15 protein-coding genes and 1 pseudogene are annotated in these 20,912 nt (G+C 62.5%); 7 read left to right on the forward strand and 9 right to left on the reverse strand.

Going from position 1 to position 20,912, the window contains the following annotated elements; genetic code table 11:
- Positions 1-33 precede the first annotated feature (33 nt).
- The 7 genes from FQ320_RS03895 to FQ320_RS03925 form a co-directional block, all read right to left on the reverse strand.
- Positions 34-960, reverse strand: coding sequence for an ABC transporter permease (locus tag FQ320_RS03895; RefSeq protein ID WP_148470212.1), 927 nt, complete (start codon positions 958-960; stop codon positions 34-36).
- A gap of 13 nt (positions 961-973) precedes the next feature.
- Entirely contained in the window at positions 974-2,059 is a 1,086-nt protein-coding gene (locus FQ320_RS03900) for an ABC transporter permease (protein ID WP_148470214.1), read from the reverse strand.
- Between the two features lie 36 nt (positions 2,060-2,095).
- Positions 2,096-3,625, reverse strand: a complete 1,530-nt coding sequence (locus tag FQ320_RS03905) for an ABC transporter ATP-binding protein (protein WP_148470216.1) — start codon at positions 3,623-3,625, stop codon at positions 2,096-2,098.
- Positions 3,622-4,419, reverse strand: a complete 798-nt coding sequence (gene xdhC / locus FQ320_RS03910) for a xanthine dehydrogenase accessory protein XdhC (protein ID WP_148470218.1) — start codon at positions 4,417-4,419, stop codon at positions 3,622-3,624. The genes FQ320_RS03905 and xdhC overlap by 4 nt, the downstream gene beginning before the upstream one ends.
- A 33-nt stretch (positions 4,420-4,452) precedes the next feature.
- Complete coding sequence (xdhB, locus tag FQ320_RS03915; protein WP_148470220.1) at positions 4,453-6,909, reverse strand: xanthine dehydrogenase molybdopterin binding subunit; 2,457 nt, start codon at positions 6,907-6,909, stop codon at positions 4,453-4,455.
- Positions 6,906-8,315: a xanthine dehydrogenase small subunit gene (xdhA, locus tag FQ320_RS03920; protein WP_148470303.1), complete on the reverse strand. Its 1,410-nt coding sequence runs from the start codon at positions 8,313-8,315 to the stop codon at positions 6,906-6,908. Before xdhA ends, xdhB begins: the two co-directional genes overlap by 4 nt.
- 121 nt (positions 8,316-8,436) lie before the next feature.
- On the reverse strand, positions 8,437-8,925 hold the full coding sequence (locus tag FQ320_RS03925; protein ID WP_148470222.1) for an SRPBCC domain-containing protein: 489 nt from the start codon (positions 8,923-8,925) through the stop codon (positions 8,437-8,439).
- Between the two features lie 130 nt (positions 8,926-9,055).
- On the opposite strand from FQ320_RS03925, the gene dnaE reads away from it, so the two are divergent.
- A complete protein-coding gene (dnaE, locus tag FQ320_RS03930) occupies positions 9,056-12,592 on the forward strand; it encodes a DNA polymerase III subunit alpha (RefSeq protein WP_148470224.1) in 3,537 nt (1,178 codons plus the stop codon).
- Positions 12,593-13,447 carry a hypothetical protein gene (locus FQ320_RS03935; RefSeq protein ID WP_148470226.1) on the forward strand — a complete coding sequence of 285 codons (855 nt, stop codon included), beginning with the start codon at positions 12,593-12,595 and terminating at the stop codon, positions 13,445-13,447.
- A gap of 29 nt (positions 13,448-13,476) precedes the next feature.
- On the opposite strand, the gene FQ320_RS03940 is transcribed toward FQ320_RS03935, so the two are convergent.
- Positions 13,477-13,683, reverse strand: a complete 207-nt coding sequence (locus tag FQ320_RS03940; RefSeq protein ID WP_148470228.1) for a SlyX family protein — start codon at positions 13,681-13,683, stop codon at positions 13,477-13,479.
- A 133-nt stretch (positions 13,684-13,816) separates the two neighbouring features.
- On the opposite strand from FQ320_RS03940, the gene hisS reads away from it, so the two are divergent.
- The 3 genes from hisS to hisG are packed head-to-tail and all read left to right on the forward strand — an operon-like array spanning position 13,817 to position 17,096.
- Positions 13,817-15,298 carry a histidine--tRNA ligase gene (hisS, locus tag FQ320_RS03945; protein WP_148470230.1) on the forward strand — a complete coding sequence of 494 codons (1,482 nt, stop codon included), beginning with the start codon at positions 13,817-13,819 and terminating at the stop codon, positions 15,296-15,298.
- Complete coding sequence (locus FQ320_RS03950; protein WP_148470232.1) at positions 15,295-16,407, forward strand: ATP phosphoribosyltransferase regulatory subunit; 1,113 nt, start codon at positions 15,295-15,297, stop codon at positions 16,405-16,407. The genes hisS and FQ320_RS03950 overlap by 4 nt, the downstream gene beginning before the upstream one ends.
- Positions 16,404-17,096 carry an ATP phosphoribosyltransferase gene (gene hisG, locus FQ320_RS03955; protein WP_148470234.1) on the forward strand — a complete coding sequence of 231 codons (693 nt, stop codon included), beginning with the start codon at positions 16,404-16,406 and terminating at the stop codon, positions 17,094-17,096. Before FQ320_RS03950 ends, hisG begins: the two co-directional genes overlap by 4 nt.
- 156 nt (positions 17,097-17,252) lie before the next feature.
- Here hisG and FQ320_RS03960 read toward each other — a convergent pair whose 3' ends face one another.
- Entirely contained in the window at positions 17,253-17,684 is a 432-nt protein-coding gene (locus tag FQ320_RS03960) for a DUF1489 family protein (protein WP_148470236.1), read from the reverse strand.
- A 233-nt stretch (positions 17,685-17,917) separates the two neighbouring features.
- Between FQ320_RS03960 and FQ320_RS03965 the strand changes: the two genes are divergently transcribed.
- Together FQ320_RS03965 and FQ320_RS03970 are read left to right on the forward strand one after the other, a co-directional pair.
- The gene (locus FQ320_RS03965) at positions 17,918-20,245 is read left to right on the forward strand and encodes an adenosylcobalamin-dependent ribonucleoside-diphosphate reductase (RefSeq protein WP_148470238.1); all 2,328 of its coding nucleotides are present in this window, start codon (positions 17,918-17,920) and stop codon (positions 20,243-20,245) included.
- A 78-nt stretch (positions 20,246-20,323) separates the two neighbouring features.
- A pseudogene (locus FQ320_RS03970) lies at positions 20,324-20,791 on the forward strand (IS3 family transposase); the annotation flags it as partial.
- Positions 20,792-20,912: the final 121 nt, after the last annotated feature.

Below are 20,912 nucleotides of genomic sequence, written 5' to 3' on the forward strand. Positions count from 1 at the left end.
GTCCCTTTATCGGGACCAGTGGTTAAGAAGCCCCTAAGATGAGGCGTGGAATAGGCGTCCGAGCATGGCGGGTGCCGAATTCCCGCGCCGCCCCGACGTCATCAGCACAAGCACAGCAATGGTTATCAGATAGGGCGACATCGACAAGACCTCGACCGGGACAGGCACACCCGCCGCCTGAAGGTTCAGTTGCAAAACCGTGATCCCGCCGAACAGATAGGCACCCAGCAGAACGCGCCCGGCGCGCCAACTTGCAAAGACAACGATGGCCAGCGCGATCCAGCCGGCACCGGCGGTCATTCCATCGGTCCACTGCGGAACCCGGACAAGGCTGATGTAAGCGCCGCCCAGCCCGGCACAGGCGCCGCCAAAAGCAATCGCCATCAGACGGATGCGCACCACCTTATAGCCCAGAGCATGGGCGGCCTCGTGGTTTTCACCAACCGCCCGCAGGATCAGACCTCCGCGGGTAAACTTCAGAAACGCCCAGACGACAGCAACCAGCGCCAGCGCGAAATAGACCATCCAGTCATGGCTGAACAGGATACGCCCGATCACCGGCAGATCGGAAAGCGGCCCCATGTCCAGCCGCGTCGTGGCGGGGGGGCTGATCCCGCGATAGGACTGCCCGATCAACGCCGATATGCCCAGCCCGAACAATGTCAGGGCAAGCCCGGTCGCCACCTGATTGGACAGCAAGACCTGCGTCAGCAGCCCGAACAACATCGCCAGAACCGCCCCGCCAATGGCCGCAAGCGCAAAGCCCAGAACCGGTGAGCCGCTTTCCACCGCCACGCCAAAGCCGCAGATCGCACCGGTGATCATCATCCCCTCGACACCAAGGTTCAGCACACCAGACTTTTCGACCACCAGTTCACCGATGGCCGCAAGGATGATCGGAGTCGCCGCCACCATGAGCGAGGCGATCAGCAGGACGGGATCGATGGCCGACAGGTTCATGGCCGATTCACCTTCATATCTTTGCCCCCCGGCCAATCCGGACGCGGAAATTTGTCAGCATGTCGACCGCCAGCAGGAAAAACAGCAGCATGCCCTGAAATGCCTGAATCGACGCCGACGGCAGGCCCAGCATGAATTGCGCCAGTTCGCCGCCGATATAGGTCAGCGCCATCAGCAATCCGGCCAGCAGGATGCCAACGGGATGCAGCCGCCCCAGAAAGGCAACGATGATCGCGGTAAACCCATAGCCGACGTTGAAATCGATCCCGATCTGCCCGGCTGGCCCCGAGACTTCGAACATGCCGGCCAGCCCGGCCAGCGCGCCCGAGACGCCCATGCAGAACAGCACCAGCCGCCCGGGATTGACCCCACCAAAGCGTGCGGCACGCGGGCTTTGCCCGGCCAGACGGATGTGAAACCCGGTCAGATGCCGGTTCAGCAGAATATAGGCAAAGATCACCGAAATGAACGCCGCGACCACGCCCCAGTGCATGCCCGTCCCGGCGATCAGCTCGCCATTCGAGGCCGCGCTGTATTGTTGCAGATTGCGTGACCCGGGAAACCCGCCACCCTCAGGATTGCGCAGTGGGCCAAGCGCCATCGAGGCGACAAGCTGTTCGGCAACATAGACCAGCAACAGCGACACAAGGATTTCGTTGGTGCCAAATCGAACCCGCAGCAATCCGGGTATCATCGCCCACAGGAACCCGCCAAGCGCCCCGGCAAGCACCATCAGCGGAAAGACGATGAACAGGTCGGCAGGGTAAAACGCCAGCCCCACCGCAGCGCCGCAGATCGCGCCGATGATATATTGCCCCTCGGCGCCGATGTTCCACACCCCGGCACGAAACCCGAGTGACAGTCCGATGGCGATCAGGATCAGCGGCGCCGCCTTGACCAGCAACTGTGGACGGGAATAGGCGGCAAATTGTTCGTTGAACAGCGGATCCCAGAATATTGTGCGGATCGCCACAAAGGGATCTTTGCCAAGCAGGGCGAACATCACGCCGCCCGCAATCATCGTCAGGATCACCGCCAGCACTGGTGTGGCCACCATCCACGCCCGCGATGGTTCGGGCCGCTTTTCCAGCCGCATCACGAAGTGCACCGAAGGTCATCGGCACGGAATTTCTGCTTAACCGGATACATGCGCAACCTCCATGTCGTGGGCGCCGCCAAGCATCAGCCCGATGTCCTCGACGCTCAGATCATGGGTCGGGCGCGACGGCGACAGGCGGCCCTCGTTCAGGGCGCTGAACCGGTCGGAAATTTCCATCAGTTCATCCAGATCCTGACTGATCACGACCACAGCCGCGCCTCGGCCCGCCAGATCGAGCAGCGCCTGCCGGATTGCCGCGGCGGCACTGGCGTCGACGCCCCAGGTCGGCTGATTGACTGCGAGAACCAGCGGTTCCTGCAAAATCTCGCGGCCGATGACGAATTTCTGCAAGTTGCCGCCCGACAGTGCCCGTGCCGCCTTGCCGGGGCCGGGGGTGCGCACGTCGTAGGTCTTGATGATTTCCTCGGCGAAACTGCGGGCGCGGCGCCAGTCGAGAAACCCGTTCTTGGCCAACCCCTTGCGTTGATACCCGGTCAGCATGGCATTTTCGGTCAGGCTCATGTCCGGGGCGGCGGCGTGGCCCAGCCGTTCCTCGGGGGCGGTCAGCACGCCGATTTCACGGCGGGCGGTCGGACCAGATGTGCCGATGTCGCGCCCGTTTACCGTGATCGCGCCGATAGGGGCAAGGGTTTCGCCCGACAATGCGGCCAGCAATTCGTCCTGCCCGTTGCCCGCAACGCCGCCAATTCCCAAAACCTCGCCCGCGCGGACCTGAAAGGACACATCGCGCAACCGAGTGCCAAAAGCATGGGTGGGGTCCAGCGACAGACCGGTCACCGAAAGCACCACTTCGCCCGCGGAACCGCCGGCATGTTCGGGCGCCTTCAGTGTTTGCCCCACCATCATTTCCGCCAGATCACCGGCGGACCGTTCTGCTGGGATACATTCGGCCACCACCCGCCCAAGCCGCAGGATCGTCGCGCCGTCGCACAGCGTGCGGATTTCCTCCAGCTTGTGCGAGATATAAAGGATCGAAGTTCCCTCGGCCGCCAGTTGCCGCAGGGTGCGGAACAGGATCTCGACCTCTTGCGGGGTCAACACGCTGGTCGGTTCGTCCATGATCAGCAGCTTGGGGTCCTGCAACAGACAGCGCACGATCTCGATCCGCTGCCGCTCGCCCGCGCTCAGATCTCCGACCCGGCGTGTGGGGTCCAGCGGCAGGCCATAAGCCTCGCTCACCTCGCGGATGCGTTCGGCAAGCGTGCGACGGGGCGGTGGATGCTCCATGCCGAGCGAGATATTCTCGGCCACATCCAGCGCGTCGAACAGGGAAAAATGCTGAAACACCATCGCAACCCCGGCAGTGCGCGCCGCCGAAGGACTGGCCGGGGCAAAGGGCGCGCCATGCATAAGCATCGCTCCGCTGTCGGGGCGCACCAGACCATAGATCATCTTGACCAGCGTCGATTTGCCCGCGCCGTTTTCACCCAGCAGCGCGTGGATCTTACCGGGGTGGATGGTGAAGGAAACGTTGTCATTCGCCACGACGCCGGGATAGGCCTTGGTGACGCCATCGATGGCCAGCAGTGGTCCGGTGTCGTTCACGCGTGTTCCCCTGTTTCGATGGTGCTGAGGTGGTTCACAGACAATAGCTGTGCCGCGACGCCTACGGCAATGGCCTGCGGGTGCTTTCCGAGTTCAGGTTGCCCGATTGGACAGCGAATTCGTGAAATTTCTTCTTTTGAATGGCCGAGTTCCGTCAGACGCCGCCGAAACCGCGCCCATTTGGTTGCCGATCCGATCAGCCCGGCATGGGCAAAGCCATGGGTCAGCAGCCGATGACAGAGATCAAGGTCAAGTGCATGGGAATAGGTCAGGATCAGGTGTCCGGCGTCGGCTGGCGCATGGCGCACGGCATCGGCGGGATTTGTCGCCACCAACTGCGTCACCGTTTCGGGGATATCGTCGGGAAAACGGTCAGCCGCCGTGTCGATCCAGGTGATCGACAGCGCGGGCAGGGGGGACAGAACATCGACCAAAGCGCGCCCCACATGCCCCGCTCCGAAAATCCACAATGGCCGCTGGTCCGGGGCGGAAAAAGTCACCGCGCGTTCCCACCCAAGGGTCACGGCGCCGCCACAGCACTGGCCCAGATCGGGACCAAGGGGAAAGGTCTGCGGATCGGGCATGGCGCCACTTGCCAGCGCCGCGCGCGCGATTTCCATCGCCCGCCATTCCAGAGCGCCACCACCGATCGTGCCCACAATGCCATCGGCCCTGACGATCATCTGCGTGCCGGTTTCCCGGGGGATAGACCCCCGGGTGCGCAGTACGGTTATGCGGATCGCGTCAGCCACGGCGGGATCAGCGCAGACCGACAGAGAACGTCGTCCGGGCATCCGGGAATTGCCGCGCCGGTGTGAACAACCGGCTCATCCCTGCACCCGGCGCACGGCTGCCAACACCTGTTCAGCGGTCGCCGGAGCATTCAGGGCAGGATAGGCTTGGCCGCAAGCCGCCACCGCATCCGACAGCGCCATCAGTGTGGAAATCCCCAGCATCAGGGGCGGTTCGCCCACCGCCTTGGACCGGTAAACCGTTTCCACGGGGCTTTCGCCGTCCCACAGCGCCACGTTGAAAATGTCGGGGCGATCTGAACAGGCGGGGATTTTATAGGTGCTGGGGGCATGGGTGCGCAGCCGCCCTGCATCGTCCCAGACCAGTTCTTCGGTCGTCAGCCAACCCGCGCCCTGCACATACCCGCCTTCAATCTGGCCGATGTCCACCGCAGGATTGAGCGAGGCACCGCAATCATGCAGCAGATCGGCCCGCAGGATGCGATTTTCGCCGGTCAGCGTGTCGATCACCACTTCGGTCACCGCCGCACCATAGGCAAAATAGAAGAACGGCCGCCCGCGCCCGGCGATCCTGTCCCACGAAATGTCGGGCGTGGCATAAAATCCGGTCGCACTCAGCGACACACGGTTCATATAGGCGACCGCAGCCGCCTCGGCGAAGGTATAGACCGCATCGGCCACACGGACCTTACCCTGAGAAAACACCACCGTTGCCGGATCGGCCTGATGCAATCCGGCCAGACAAACGGCGATCCGGTCGCGGATCGTGTCGCAGGCCGCCTGCACCGCCATACCGTTGAGATCGCTGCCCGATGAGGCGGCGGTGGCGGAAGTGTTGGGCACCTTGGCCGTATCCGTTGCGGTAATCTTGACCGCCGAGACCTCGACCCCGAACCGCGCCGCCGCCACTTGCGCGACCTTCTGGAACAACCCCTGTCCCATTTCGGTGCCGCCATGGTTCATGTGGATCGACCCGTCCTGATACACATGCACCAGCGCCCCCGCCTGATTCAGGTGGGTCAGGGTGAAGGAAATACCGAACTTGACCGGGGTCAGCGCAATGCCGCGTTTCAGCACGGGATTGGCTTCGTTCCACTGTGCCACCTTTTCGCGCCGCGCGGTATAATCCGATGTCGCGACCAGTTGCTCCACGAGTCCGTGCAGAATGAAATCGGTGACCGGCATGTGATAGGGCGTCGTCTGCACACCCGGCGGCAAGGTCGGCTCGGCGCATGGTCCGGCCTCGGTCTCTGTCGCCCCGCGCGAGGCAAGATCCAGATGGTGATCTGCCGTGGGCAATGGTCTTGCTGCTTTCGCAGAAGGCGAGGAAGCCTGCGCCACAGCATCTGCCGTTGTGCCGTCCATCGGCGCATCATAGAAATTCAGCCGTCGCACGGCCAGCGGATCACGGCCCACGGCATGGGCCAGATGATCCAGAACACGTTCGATCCCCACCATCCCCTGCGGCCCGCCGAAACCGCGAAACGCGGTGGCGGATTGGGTGTTGGTTTTCCAGCGGTGCGATTCAATCCGCACATCCGGCAGATAATACGCGTTGTCGGCATGCAGCATGGCCCGGTCGGCCACCGGCAGCGACAAATCCTGCGCCCAGCCGCAACGGACATGCTGCACGAACTCCAGCCCCAGAATGCGCCCTTCGTCGTCATGCCCGACGCGGTAGGTGATGCGGAAATCGTGCCGCTTGCCGGTAATCACCATGTCGTCGTCGCGGTCATAGCGCATCTTGCAAGGCCGACGGGTGGCCCGCGCCGCAACCGCACAGATCACCGCCAGAGCGTTGGCCTGACTTTCCTTGCCGCCGAACCCGCCGCCCATGCGCCGCACTTCAACGCGAACCGCATGCATCGGCACGCCCAGAGCTTCGGCCACCTTATGTTGGATCTCGGTCGGGTGCTGGGACGAGGTGTGAACGATCATGTCGCTCCCCTCTTGCGGCAGGGCGAGGGCGACCTGACCCTCAAGGTAAAAATGTTCCTGCCCGCCAAGTTCCAGGGTGCCGTCGATCACATGGGGCGCGGCGGTGATGGCGCTTGCCGCGTCGCCCTGGCCGTATATGCGCGGACCCTCTTCGAACCGGCTGTCCGCCGCGCGCGCCTCATCAATGGTCAGCAGCGCAGGAAGCGGATCATAGGTCACCTTGGCCAGCCGCGCTGCCTTGCGCGCGGCAAGATGGCTGGTGGCGATGACGACAAACACCGGTTGCCCGACATAGTGGACCGTGCCGTTGGCAAGCACCGGTTCATCATGGACCGAAGGCGAGACGTCATTTTCAAAAGGCAGGTTTTCGGCTGTCAGCACGGCGACAACGCTCGGCGCGGTGCGTACGGCGTCCAGATCGATCGACAGAATACGCCCATGGGCAATTTCGGACAGGCCAAAGGCGAGATGCAGGCAGTCCGCAGGCACAGGAATGTCATCGACATAACGCGCGGCGCCCTGAACGTGCAGGCGCGCGGCGTCATGGGGCAGGGGGTGGTTTACCGGATCGGGGGCGGCGACCGTGTCTTTCATGGCGTAACCTCCAGCACCCGAGTGGCGCCACCCAGATCCTCCAACAGATACCGCGTCAGCAATCCGCGCGCCGCATCCATCCGGTATGTTGCACTGGCGCGCATGTCGCTGAGCGGCTGGAAATCCTTCTCCCAGGAGTCCCAGGCGGCGGCGACCGCTTCGGGGCCCCATTCCTGTCCGCTCAGTACAGCTTCGACCGCATGGGCGCGTTTCGGGATGCCAGCCATGCCGCCAAAGGCGATCCGTGCCTTGGTCACCCGGCCCTCGTCGATGGTCAGGTTGAAACAGCCGCAAAGCGCGCTGATGTCCTGATCGAAGCGTTTGGAAACCTTATAGCATTTCAGTCGGTCGGGCCGGTCTGCTCCGGGGCGCGGAATGCTGACCCCGGCGACAAATTCGCCCGGGCGGCGGTCCTGTTTGCCGTATTCGAGGAAGAAATCCTCAAGCGGCAGGTCGCGGGCACCGTCACGATGCGCAAGATGCAGTGTCGCGCCCAGAGCGATCAGCGCCGGGGGGCAGTCGCCGATCGGCGATCCGTTGGCGATATTGCCGCCGATGGTGGCGGCATTCCTGACCTGCACACTGGCATAGCGGCGGATCAACTCGGCAAAATCCGGGTAATGCGGCGCGATTGCAGGATGCAGTTCGGCCAGTGTGACACCGGCACCAATGCGGATCGTGTCGTCGGACGCTTCGATATCGCGCATGTCCTCGATGCCATTCAGAAATGCCATGGGGGACAGTGCGCGCAGCCCCTTGGTGACCCAAAGCCCCACATCGGTGGCCCCGGCAATCAGGGTTGCGTCAGGGTTGTCGGCATACCAGTCGGCCAGTTCCAGCTTGGTGGCGGGCCGGAACGCAGATGCCGTGTCGGTGGTGCCTGCTGTTGTCATTCCGGCATCGAAAACCGGTGGCGCGAACCAGTCGGGAACCGGTTGCTTTGCCGCTGCCTCGGCGGCGCGCACAATCGGCGCATAGCCGGTACAGCGGCACAGGTTGCCCGCCAGTTGGTCGTCGTGGTCCGTCGCGCCGTTCAGATGCGCGGTGGCCATCGCCACCACAAATCCGGGCGTGCAGAAACCGCATTGCGATCCGTGATGGTCGATCATTGACTGCTGCACAGGATGCAGCGCGCCATCCGGCCCGGTCAGCCCCTCGACGGTGGTGACCGATGCGCCTTCGAGTTGGGGCAGGAACAGGATGCAGGCGTTGAACGCGCGGTGCAGGGTCTCGCCATTGCGCGAGGTGGTGACCATGACCGAGCAGGCGCCACAGTCGCCTTCGTTGCAGCCCTCTTTGGTACCGGTCAGTCCTCGGGTGTCGCGTAGCCAGTCCAGCAAAGTTCGGGTGGGCGGCTGGCCGTCCACCGTCACGGTTTCACCGTTCAGAAGGAACGTCGTCGTCATCGGGTTACCCGCCGCCTTCTCTGCACTTCGGGCCATCGCGCCCCCACCCGATGCGGCGTAAAGCGGTGGGCGCGGCCCTTGTATTCACAGCAAAGCCCGGATTGGATCACAACGCAAGGGGTCAGAGCGTTTGGGCCAGCGCATTCAACTGTTTCGCCGTCGTTCCCCAGCCCGCATGGAACCCCATTGCCGCGTGTTTCCCGGTGTCTTCGGGCATTGCGTGCAGGGCGGTGGCGACATAGCGGGTGCCGTTGCCTTCGGCGCTCAGGGTCATGTCGGCGGTCATCGGAAACTCCATCGGGCCAGAGCCGAACCGCCGAGGGACAAACCCGGGGCCAAGCGCGCTCGTCCAGACCAGACGGCGCAGCGGTTCGACCAACAACACACAGCCCGGCGGTTCATTGATGGTGCCGTGGCCCGGGACTTCCATTGTAATGCCGAACATTCCGCCGGGGGTCAGATCAAGCGCAATATCGGTGATTTCAACCGGGTGCGGTGCGAACCAGCGGCGCAGCAACTCGGGTTCGGTCAGGCAGCGCCAGACCTTTTCCGGCGGTGCTTCGAGCAGGCGGTCGATCACGAGGGAGGTCTCGGCGGTCGTGTCGGTCATGGTGACAGTTCCTTTTTACAGCCTGTCGAACAGCCACTCGCATCCCGAGATTCGACGCAAGCGAAAACTCACCCAGCAACTCACTTTTTCATCACTTTCCGTTCCCCCACCAGCGCGATACCCTGCGCCCATGAACAATAATCCCCGATTCATCCACCTGCGCCTGCACACCGAATATTCGTTGCTGGAAGGCGCGATCCGCCTGAAAAAGCTGCCGGGCATGTGTGCCGCCGCGAATATGCCCGCCGTTGCGGTGACCGATACGAACAACATGTTCGCCGCGCTGGAGTTTTCCGTCGCCGCCGTCGAATCGGGGGTTCAACCGATCATCGGCTGCCAGATCGATGTGGTCTTTGACCCTGCCGCCCCGGGGGAAAAGCCGCGCGATCCGGCCCCGGTCGTGCTGCTGGCGCAGAGCGAGGTTGGGTATGGCAACCTGATGAAGCTGAACAGCGCGCTGTATCTCGACAAACATGGCGCGCGCCCCGATGTGACGCTGGACGATCTGGCGGCGCATTCTGACGGTCTGATCTGTCTGACCGGCGGTCCCGGTGGCCCGGTCGGGCGGTTGTTGCAGGCGGGGCAGGGGACCAAGGCCGAAGATCTGATGCGGCGGCTGGCCAAGACATACCCGGATCGGTTGTACGTCGAGTTGCAGCGGCATCCGGGCGAAGACGGCGTTGCGCCTGAGCCCGAGCGTCTGACCGAACGGGGCCATGTCGAAATGGCCTATGCGATGGACCTTCCGCTGGTTGCGACGAACGATGTGTATTTCCCGAAGACGGATATGTACGAGGCGCATGACGCCCTGATCTGCATTGCCGATGGCGCCTATGTCGATCAGCAGGGGCCGCGCCGCCGCCTGACGCCGCAGCATTATTTCAAATCGCCGCGTGAGATGGCCGCGCTGTTCGCCGATCTGCCCGAAGCTCTGGAAAACACCGTGGAGATCGCCCGCCGCTGCGCGGTCAAATCAGTCCGCCGCGATCCAATCCTGCCGAAGTTCGCCGAGAACGAGGTGGCCGAGCTGCGGCGGCAGGCGCAGGAGGGGTTGGTCGAGCGGTTGAAGGTGATCCCCCACGCCGTGCCGGTCGAAGACTACGAGAAACGGCTGGAATTCGAGCTGGGCATCATCGAGGGCATGGGATTTCCCGGCTATTTCCTGATCGTGGCCGATTTTATCAAATGGGCCAAGGATCATGAAATTCCGGTCGGCCCCGGGCGCGGGTCGGGTGCGGGTTCGCTTGTCGCCTATGCGCTGACGATCACCGACCTTGACCCGCTGCGCTATTCCTTGCTGTTCGAGAGGTTCCTGAACCCCGAACGTGTGTCGATGCCCGACTTTGACATCGACTTTTGCATGGATCGCCGGGAAGAGGTGATCCGCTATGTTCAGGACAAATACGGCCGCGACAAGGTGGGGCAGATCATCACCTTCGGCGCTTTGCTGTCCAAGGCGGCGGTGCGCGACGTCGGGCGTGTGTTGCAGATGCCCTATGGTCAGGTTGACCGCCTGTCGAAGATGATTCCGGTCGAGGGGGTGAAGCCCGTCTCGATCGAAAAGGCATTGGCGGATGAGCCGCGCCTGCGCGAAATGGCGCGGGATGAAGAGGTGGTGAAACGCCTGCTGGACTACGGCCAGCAGGTCGAGGGCCTGCTCAGGAACGCCTCCACCCACGCCGCCGGTGTGGTGATCGGCGACCGGCCATTGGACGAGCTGGTGCCGCTGTACCAGGACCCAAGATCCGACATGCCCGCAACCCAGTTCAATATGAAATGGGTGGAGCAGGCCGGGTTGGTCAAGTTCGACTTTCTGGGCCTGAAAACCCTGACGGTGATCCAGAACGCCATTGATCTGATTATTGCCAAGGACGACGCCGGCACAATGCAGGGGCGGGCGTTGCATGTTTCGGCAGACGGACGCACCCTGTACGAGCCCCCCGAGGGCGGCGAGAACGACATCGCGCTGATCCCGCTGGACGACAAGGCGTCCTATGACCTTTACGCCAGCGCCAAGACGGTCGCGGTGTTTCAGGTGGAATCCAGCGGCATGATGGACGCCCTGCGCCGGATGAGGCCGACCTGTATCGAGGATATCGTCGCGCTGGTTGCGCTGTATCGGCCCGGTCCGATGGAGAATATCCCGACCTATTGCGAGGTGAAGAACGGGCAGAAAAAGCTTGAATCGATCCACCCGTCGATTGATCACATCCTCAAGGAAACCCAAGGCATCATCGTCTATCAGGAACAGGTGATGGAGATTGCACAGGTCATGGCGGGTTATTCGCTGGGCGGTGCCGACCTGTTGCGCCGTGCCATGGGCAAAAAGATCGCCGCCGAAATGGCCAAGGAGCGCCCAAAGTTCGAATCCGGCGCCAAGGCCAACGGTGTGGACAAGAAGAAGGCGACCGAGGTTTTCGACCTTCTGGAAAAATTCGCCAACTACGGTTTCAACAAATCCCACGCCGCTGCCTATGCCGTCGTCAGCTATCAGACGGCATGGCTCAAGGCGAACCACCCGGTCGAATTCATGGCCGGTGTGATGAACTGCGATATCCACCTGACCGACAAGCTGGCGGTTTATGCCGAAGAGGTCCGGCGCGGCCTGAAAATCGAAATCGTTCCGCCCTGCGTGAACCGGTCACAGGCGACGTTCACGGTCAAGGATGGCAAGGTTCTCTATGCGCTGGGCGCGCTGAAGAATGTCGGCACCGAGGCGATGAAACTGATCACCGGCGCACGGATGGTCGAGGGGCGCGACAGGCCCTTTGCCACGCTGTTCGATCTGGCGCGGCGCGCCGATCTGAAGCGGGTGGGAAAGCGCCCGATGGAGATGCTGGCCCGCGCCGGTGCGTTTGACGAGCTGGACCCGAACCGCCGCCGGGTGTTTGAATCGCTCGATGCGCTGGTTGGGTATTCCGCCGCGATCCACGATCAGAAATCATCCAATCAGGTATCGCTGTTCGGCGATGCGGGCGATGATCTGCCCGAACCGCGCCTGTCGCCGCTGGCCGACTGGTTGCCGATGGAAAAGCTGGCCGAGGAACACAAGGCGATCGGTTTCTATCTGTCGGGTCATCCGTTGGACGACTATATGGGCGCCTTGAAACGCAAGGGCATCCTGACGCTTGAGCAGTTGACGGCCAAGGTCGCGCGCGGTCCGCAGGTGGCCAAACTGGCCGGGTCGGTCGCCTCGCGGCAGGAGCGTAAATCGGCCAAGGGCAACCGTTTCGCCTTTGTCCAGCTGTCCGATCCCACCGGGCTGTACGAGGTCACGCTGTTCTCGGATACGCTGGAAAAATGCCGCGAGTTTCTGGAGCCGGGCAGCAATGTGGTGATCACCGTCGAAGCAACTGCCGAGGCGGAACAGATGAAACTGCTGTGCCGTTCGGTCGCGCTTATCGACAACGCCGTGGCCGATGCAGGCAGCGCCGGGTTGCGGGTGTTCCTTGACGATGCCGCCGCCCTGCCCACAGTGGCCGGGATCTTTGCCGAGGCGTTGAAAGACCCGCGATTGCGCACACGGGGTCCGGTCACGCTCTGTCTCATGCATCCCGATCTTCCGGGCGAGGTCGAGGTGGAGCTGGGGCAGGATTTCCCGGTAACACCACAGATCAAGGGTGCGATCAAATCGCTGGGTGGTGTCATGACAGTCGAGGATTATTGAGTGTTCCAGTTCAGTAAGCTGCCCATCGCAATTGCCGCCCTTCTGTTGCTGACGGCTTGCGGGGCGCCTTCTGGTGGCGTGTCGACACCCGCCGCCGATCCGCCGGTTCAGGGGCTGGCCGCGGATCAGGCCGGGCTGGATGCCGAGGGAAATCCGATTCTGACATCCGACGCGCCACAGGGCGAGGTCACGGAACAGGCCGATGCGGGCGCGATTCCGCTGGCGCCGGTGCCCGCCGCCAAACCAGCCCGTCGCGGTCTGGCCGCGCTGTTTGGCGGCGGCCGGTCGCGCGGTGATGCGCCCGCCAAATCCGGAGGGTTCAGCCTGTTTGGCGCAGCAAACGCGGCACAGGGGCCAGGGTCGGGCAATTCATTGCCCGAGGGCACCGTGGCACCCTTTGGCGCCGTCGCGACCGCTTGCGGGCTGTCTGCCCGCGATCTGGGAACTGCGGTTGATACATCGCCAAAGGACGGTCGCGCCCAATGGACTCTGCACGACCCGATTCCCAATTCCACCGGGCCGCGCACCCATTATATCACCGGGTTCAAGGACCGCTGCGCGCGCCAGATCACCGGCGCGTTGGTGCTGTTCGGCGATCCGGTGGTGCATGAGGCCCCGCACTATTCGGGCAGTACCCACAGCCCTGAATCGGCCGCTGACGTCGCGTATGAGACGGTGAAATCGCGGATTTGCGGCGTACGCCCGGGCACGCCCTGTCCTGCTGACCGGATCGAAAAGCTGCGCAAATCCGTCAGCTTTGTTTCAGTCTATCCCAGCTTTGGATCAAGCGGCGAATGGTTTGAAATGTTGCTGGTCAACGGGCAACTGGCGGCTTCGGGGATGTCGGCGGGCTGAACCGGGGCACTGAACCGGGGCGGAAGGCGTTACCAGTGCGGCGGGCGCTGATCTGCCAGCGGCACTGATCCGCCAGCGTCCAACTCGCGCCCTGCCTCGCGCTGCATCAACATGGCAAGACGCCGCTCGATCAGGTCCAGCGCGGTCTGTTGCGCGGCGACGATATCGGACAGGTCATCGACCACACGCGTCAGATGCGCGATCTGTTCTTCAAGCTGTTGCCGGTCATCATCCATACCGCCGCCTTAACATCGCCGGTGCAATGCGCAAGGCCTGTGTTCTTTCGCAGCCCCCCGCAGGGCGCCCCGACTTGCTCCCCCGTCTGTCATCCGCTAGACGCTGCGGCAATCCGCACAGCCGAGGCGCATGATGGCCAAACCGAAAAAGACCCCCCGCCCCAAGGCCGCCGCGCCTAAGGGATTTCGTGACTATTTCGGTGACGATGTGACCCGCCGAAAGGAAATGCTGGACGCCATTGCGCGGGTTTATCACCTGTATGGCTTTGACGCTCTGGAGACTTCGGCCGTGGAAACCGTTGAGGCGCTTGGAAAATTCCTGCCCGACGTTGATCGCCCGAACGAGGGTGTTTTCGCCTGGCAAGAGGAGGGGGCAGACTGGCTTGCCCTGCGCTATGATCTGACCGCGCCGCTGGCCCGGGTCGCGGCACAGTATCGCGATGATCTGCCCTCGCCCTATCGCCGGTTCTCAATGGGGCCGGTCTGGCGCAACGAAAAGCCGGGGCCGGGGCGATTCCGCCAGTTTTATCAGTGTGATGCCGATACAGTGGGCGCGCCCTCGGTCGCGGCGGACGCCGAAATCTGCGCCATGCTTGCCGATGTGCTCGAGGCGGTCGGGATCGACCGCGGCGATTACATCATCCGTGTGAACAACCGCAAGGTCTTGAACGGCGTGATGGAGGTTGCCGGCCTGTCGGGCGACGACAAGGCTGCCGAACGCGGCATTGTGTTGCGCGCGATTGATAAGCTGGATCGTTTGGGCGTTGAAGGCGTGCGGGCGTTGCTGGGCGAAGGGCGCAAGGACGAGAGCGGCGATTTCACCAAAGGGGCGGGGCTGAATGAAGCTCAGGCGGAAACCGTCATGGGTTTCTTGTCCGCGCAAAGGGGTGAAGCACAAGAGACGCTCGCAAGGTTGCGCGATCTGACCGCCAGCTCTCCCACGGGGCAGACTGGTGTTGATGAACTCGAAACCATCTCCAACCTGCTTGCCGCCCAAGGCTATGGTCCCGACCGTATCATGATCGACCCTTCGGTGGTGCGCGGGCTCGGATACTATACCGGTCCCGTTTATGAAGCTGAACTGACCTTCCCGACTCTGGATGAAAAAGGCAATCCCCGGCAGTTTGGCTCTGTCGCGGGCGGTGGGCGCTATGACGATCTGGTCAAGCGTTTCACCGGGCAGGAGGTGCCTGCGACGGGTGTTTCCATCGGCGTTGACCGGTTGCTTGCGGCTTTGAACGAAAAGGGCGGGCCACGGCCAACCGGACGCGGACCGGTGATCGTTACGGTGATGGATCGCGACCGCATGACCGATTATCAGAGCATGGTTGCCGATCTGCGCCGTGCAGGCATTCGCGCCGAAGCCTATCTCGGCAACCCCAAGAATTTCGGCAATCAGTTGAAATATGCCGACAAGCGCAACGCTCCATTCGCGATCATTCAGGGCGCTGAAGAACTGGCGCGCGGGGTGGTGCAGATCAAGGATCTGGAGCTTGGCAAACGCCTGTCCGAATCCGTCAGCCATGACGAATGGAAAGAACAACCGGCCCAATTCGAATGCACGATGACCGAGATGATCCCGGAACTCCTGCGCCGTCTGTCGCGCGACGGATGATCGCTCCTGCAATTCCAGGCCCGGAAGTTAAGGCCGAAGCCGCGCGTCTGCTGGCTCTGTTCGTCAAGGCGGGCGCTTTGCCGGTGGACACGCCGATCCTGCAACCGGCAGGTGCTTTGCTTGACCTTTATGGCGAAGACATCCGCGCCCGCGCCTTTACCACCTCGGATCCATTGCACGGCGAACAGATGTTGCGCCCGGATTTTACCGTGCCCATCGTTCAGATGCACATGGCGGGTGGTGCCGATCCTGCGCGATATGCATATGCTGGCGAGGTGTTCCGCCGTCAGGAGATCGATCCCGACCGCGCCCGCGAATATCTTCAGGTGGGGTTCGAACTGTTCGGCGGCGATGATCTGGCGGTCGCCGATGTCGAGGTTTTTGCACTGATCGCCGACGCGCTTGCGCATCTGAAGCTGCGTGTGGCGACGGGCGATATCGGCATCCTGATCGCCGCGATTCACGGATTGCAGGCCAGTGACCGGCGCAAGGCCGCGCTGCTGCGCCATATCTGGCGGCCAAAACGGTTCCGTCTGCTGCTTGACCGGTTTGCAGTGGGCGGGACGTCGCGCAAACGCGCCAAGCTGCTGGAACTCAAGAACCCGTTCAAGGGTGCGGGCCCCGAGATCGGTCTGCGCAGCCGGGCCGAGATCGAGGCCCGCCTTGCGAACCTACGGGCCGATGCCGCCGAACCGCCGATTTCAGCGGAACAGACGCAACTTATTGACGATCTGCTTGACCTGAAGGACCATTCACCCGCCGCCTTGAGCCGGTTGCAGGATCTGGCCGTTGACCTGCCCGCGATCTCTGGCTCAGTCGACCGGGTGGCCCGCAGGTTCGATGTGATGGCAGCGCGCGGCATCGACATTGACGGGCTGGATTTCGAGGTCGGGTATGGCCGTACATCGATGGAATACTATGATGGCTTCGTCTTCGGCTTTTATGCCGAGGGCCGCCACGATCTGCCGCCGGTGGCCACGGGCGGGCGTTATGACGCGCTGACCCGGGTGCTGGGTAACGGTCAGGAATCCGCTCGCGGCCGTTCGATTCCGGCCGTGGGGGGCGTGATCCGGCCTGATCTGGCGCTGATGCTGGGAGGCGCGACATGACGTTGAAGCTGGGCGTGCCGTCCAAGGGGCGGCTGATGGAAAAGACGTTTCAATGGTTCGCCGGTCATGGCATCGAGATGGGGCGCACCGGGTCCGAGCGGGAATACTCCGGTTCGGTTTCCGGGGTCGAGGGCGTCGAACTGGTGCTGCTGAGTGCCGGAGAAGTGCCGCGCGAACTGGCCGCCGGGCGCATCCACATGGGGGTGACCGGCAGCGATCTGGTGCTTGAAAAGCTGCCCCTGTGGGACAGACAGGTGAGTGAAGTGACCGAAATGGGGTTCGGTCACGCCGATCTTATCATCGCAGTTCCCGATTGCTGGGTCGATGTTGAAACGCTGGACGATCTGGATGCGGCGGCGGCGGCATTTCGGGCGAAGCACGGATTCAGGATGCGGATCGCAACGAAATATCACCGGCTGGTCCGGACTTACCTGCGCACCCACGGGGTGGCGGATTATCAACTGGTCGACAGTCAGGGCGCCACCGAAGGCACCGTGCGCAACGAAACCGCCGAGGCAGTGGCAGACATCACCAGCAGCGGCGAAACCCTGCGCGCCAACCATCTGCGCATGCTGTCTGACGGCCCGGTGCATCAAAGCCAGGCAACGCTGTATAAATCCCGAATGGCGCAATGGGATGATGTGGCGATCGCAGCCCGGGAACAGATCCGCGTCCGGCTGGGGCTGTAACGCTCGCGTCTCTTTCTCGGCTTCGATGAAGGGCATCCAGCCCTAAAGCGTGTTCCGTTTTACCAGATTCATGCCTTCAAGCGCCGGGATGAGGCAGCGTTTGCAACGCGCAATGCGTTCATCCCGGCACTTGAATTCAATTGAACGCAACACGCTCTAGCGCACACCGATATCCGCAAGGGCTGCCATCAATTGCGGCGGCAGGTCCGAGTCGGTCGCGGCGCGACTTCCCAGATCGCTGGGCGAATCAGCGGGTGGCAGATAGCGCCAGCCCTGAAAGGGTCTGCGCGGCACGGGTTCGGTGCGGTGAATTTCGGGGTCGAGCACAATGCCACAGCGGTCAATCCCGTCGCCACGATCGACGTGGTCAAGCCGCACGATCCGCTGCCGTGCCAGCACAACGCCCTTGATCACCCAGAAAAGCGATCCGCCGTCACAAAGTTCTGCGGCGCGTTTCGGCCACATCCGGGTAACATGGCGCGGCAGACCATCGGGACCTTTCGCGCGGGTCTGGCCCTGCCAATCGATCAGATCCTCGACGGAATCTGCGCCGACGCAGAGTTTCAGCATATTGACGTGACTATCCAAAGGCTCACCCCCAAGTGACCTCTATATGGTAAGTGATCGGCCCGGATCTGCAAGGTGTCGGGGTGCCTCATCGGTCCCTTGCGGTCCCTTTTCGGCGCGGCGGGCACAGATCAGCAAAAATTGCCCGCCTGGCCGTTTGGTCGTTTCCTCTGGTCGGCCATTCGCGTTACTGTCGGTATTCCCCCCCGACTCGCGCCTGCGCGCCGCCCGGACCAGCCGAAGGATTCGCTACCATGACCCGTTTCTCCGCCCCCATCGCCGAGCAGATCTGGGACATGAAATATCGCCTTAAAGATGCCGACGGTACGGCGGTCGACACCACCGTCGAAGACACCTGGCGCCGGATCGCCCGCGCCACTGCGGCAGTCGAAAAGGATCCCGCCATTTGGGAAGAGCGTTTCTTTGCCGCGCTTGAGGATTTCCGCTATCTGCCCGCTGGCAGGATCACCGCCGGGGCAGGCACCGGGCGCAGCGTCACACTGTTCAACTGTTTCGTCATGGGTACGATCCCCGACTCAATGTCCGGCATATTCGAGGCGCTGCGCGAGGCTGCCCTGACCATGCAGCAGGGCGGCGGCATCGGCTATGACTTCAGCACGATCCGCCCCCGTGGCGCGGATGTGAAAGGCGTGGCGGCCGATGCGAGCGGCCCGCTGTCCTTCATGGATGTCTGGGATGCGATGTGCCGTACGATCATGTCTGCGGGATCGCGGCGCGGCGCGATGATGGCGACCATGCGTTGCGATCACCCGGATATCGAAGACTTCATCACCGCCAAATCCGACCCCGCCCGCCTGCGCAATTTCAACGTGTCCGTTCTGGTTACTGACCCGTTCATGGCGGCGGTCAAGGCCGACAACGCCTGGGATCTGGTGTTCGAAGGCAAGGTGCACCGCACGGTTCGGGCGCGCGACCTGTGGGACGCGATCATGCGGTCGACCTTTGATTTCGCTGAACCGGGCGTGATCTTCATCGACCGGATCAATGCTGCCAACAACCTTGGGTATTGCGAAACCATCGCGGCCACCAACCCTTGCGGCGAACAGCCCCTGCCGCCCTATGGTGCCTGTCTGCTGGGCTCGATCAACCTTGCCCGTCTGATCCGTGATCCGTTCGGCCCCGCCGCCGCGCTGGACGACGGGGCGCTGGATGATCTGGTGCGGGTTGCTGTGCGGATGATGGACAACGTGGTCGATGCCTCGCGCTTCCCCTTGCCGCAGCAAGAGCTTGAGGCGAAGAACAAGCGTCGCATCGGGCTTGGGGTCACCGGATTGGCCGATGCTCTGGTCATGGTCGGTGCGCGCTATGGATCGGATGAGGCGGCTCTTCTGACCGAACGCTGGATGCATGCGATCGCCCGCTCCGCCTATCTTGCGTCGGTCGATCTGGCGCAGGAAAAGGGTGCCTTTCCGCTGTTTGACGCAGAGAAATTTCTGGCGTCGGGCGCGATGCAGGGCATGGACGCTGATGTGCGCGCCGCGATCGCCGAACACGGAATCCGTAACGCGCTGCTGACCTCGGTTGCGCCGACCGGCACCATTTCGCTCTATGCGGGCAATGTGTCCAGCGGGATCGAACCGGTTTTCGCCCATGCCTATACCCGCAAGGTGCTGCAAAAAGACGGCTCGCGCACCGAGGAAGAGGTGGTGGACTATGCCGTCCAGATGTGGCGCGACAAGAAGGGTGACGCCCCTTTGCCCGAGTATTTCGTCAACGCCCAGACCCTGCCGCCGCTCGACCATGTAAAGATGCAGGCGGCGGCGCAAAAATGGGTGGACTCATCGATTTCCAAGACGATCAACTGCCCCGAGGATATCTCGTTTGATGATTTCAAGGACGTCTATATGGCGGCCTGGGATCAGGGGTGCAAAGGCTGCACAACCTATCGGCCCAATGCGGTGACGGGCAGCGTTCTGACTGTGTCCGAGCCGAAAGCCACCGATACTGCGGCTATCTCTCCCACCGATGCAAACGGGCAGGAAGCCGCGCCCGAACTGGTCGCAAACCTTGATGGTGCACCGCAACGCCCGCACGGCGATGTCGTGTATATTGCCGAGCCGCTGGACCGGCCGCAGACCCTTGAGGGCAATACATACAAGGTGAAATGGCCTGACAGCGAACATGCGCTGTACATCACGATCAACGATATCGTCATCGGCGGCCACCGCCGCCCATTCGAGGTGTTCATCAACTCGAAGAACATGGAGCATTTCGCCTGGACGGTGGCGCTGACCCGGATGATTTCAGCAGTCTTCCGGCGTGGCGGCGATGTGTCCTTCGTGGTCGAGGAGCTGAAAGCGGTGTTCGATCCACGGGGCGGGGCATGGATGCAGGGCAAGTATATCCCCAGCATACTGGCGGCAATCGGCGGAGTGATAGAGCGGCACATGATCGTCACCGGCTTCATCGAAGGCGAGGGCATGGGCCTGAAATCCGACCCCCGCGCCGACATTGCCGCCGCCCCCCGCGGAAAAGCCTGCTCATCCTGCGGCGGATACGAGATGCGGATGATCGAAGGCTGCATGACCTGCGCAAGCTGCGGCTTTTCGAAGTGTGGCTGACGGATGTCGGAATGGTTGTTCTGACCACCAATTAATGGCCATTGGCCGGGTTAGAATGACCATTTTGCAAGCATAAGAAGCGACGAGAACGAACAGATCGCCGATCTGTTGGTTGGGCTGACGGATGCGAGGAAGACCTGGGGCTTTGGGCTGTGCTTTTTGCATCTGCGCAACGTCAAAGGCCATCCATGGAACCACAAAAGGGTTTACCGGATCTACTGCGAACTTGAGCTGAATCTGCGGATCAAGCCCCGGAAACGGCTGAAACCGGACAAACCCGATGCGCTGGCGGTGCCTGACGTCCCCAATGTGACTTGGGCGATGGATTTCATGGCCGATCGCCTTGGGCCCTCTCATGGTTTGCATGCAAACCACTGCCGGGTAATAGACGGTCGCGCATTCCGGCTCTTGAACGTGCTCGACGACTTCAACCGCGAGGGGTTGGGTATCGAGGTGGATTTTTCTTTGCCCGCCGAAAGGGTCATCCGGAGCCTCAACCGCATCATCGAATGGCGCGGCAAGCCCGGCACCATTCGGGTGGACAACGTCCTATGTGCGGAATGATCTGTTGATTTGGCATCAGGCTATTGTCATGTCGAGCACTCCCGACATGTTCGAAGTTTGCGTCAGTTCGGCGTTTTGGTCAACGAACGGTCTCTCCCATAAC

Source organism: Oceaniovalibus sp. ACAM 378 (assembly GCF_008085915.1).
In the GTDB taxonomy this organism is placed as follows: Bacteria; Pseudomonadota; Alphaproteobacteria; order Rhodobacterales; family Rhodobacteraceae; genus Oceaniglobus.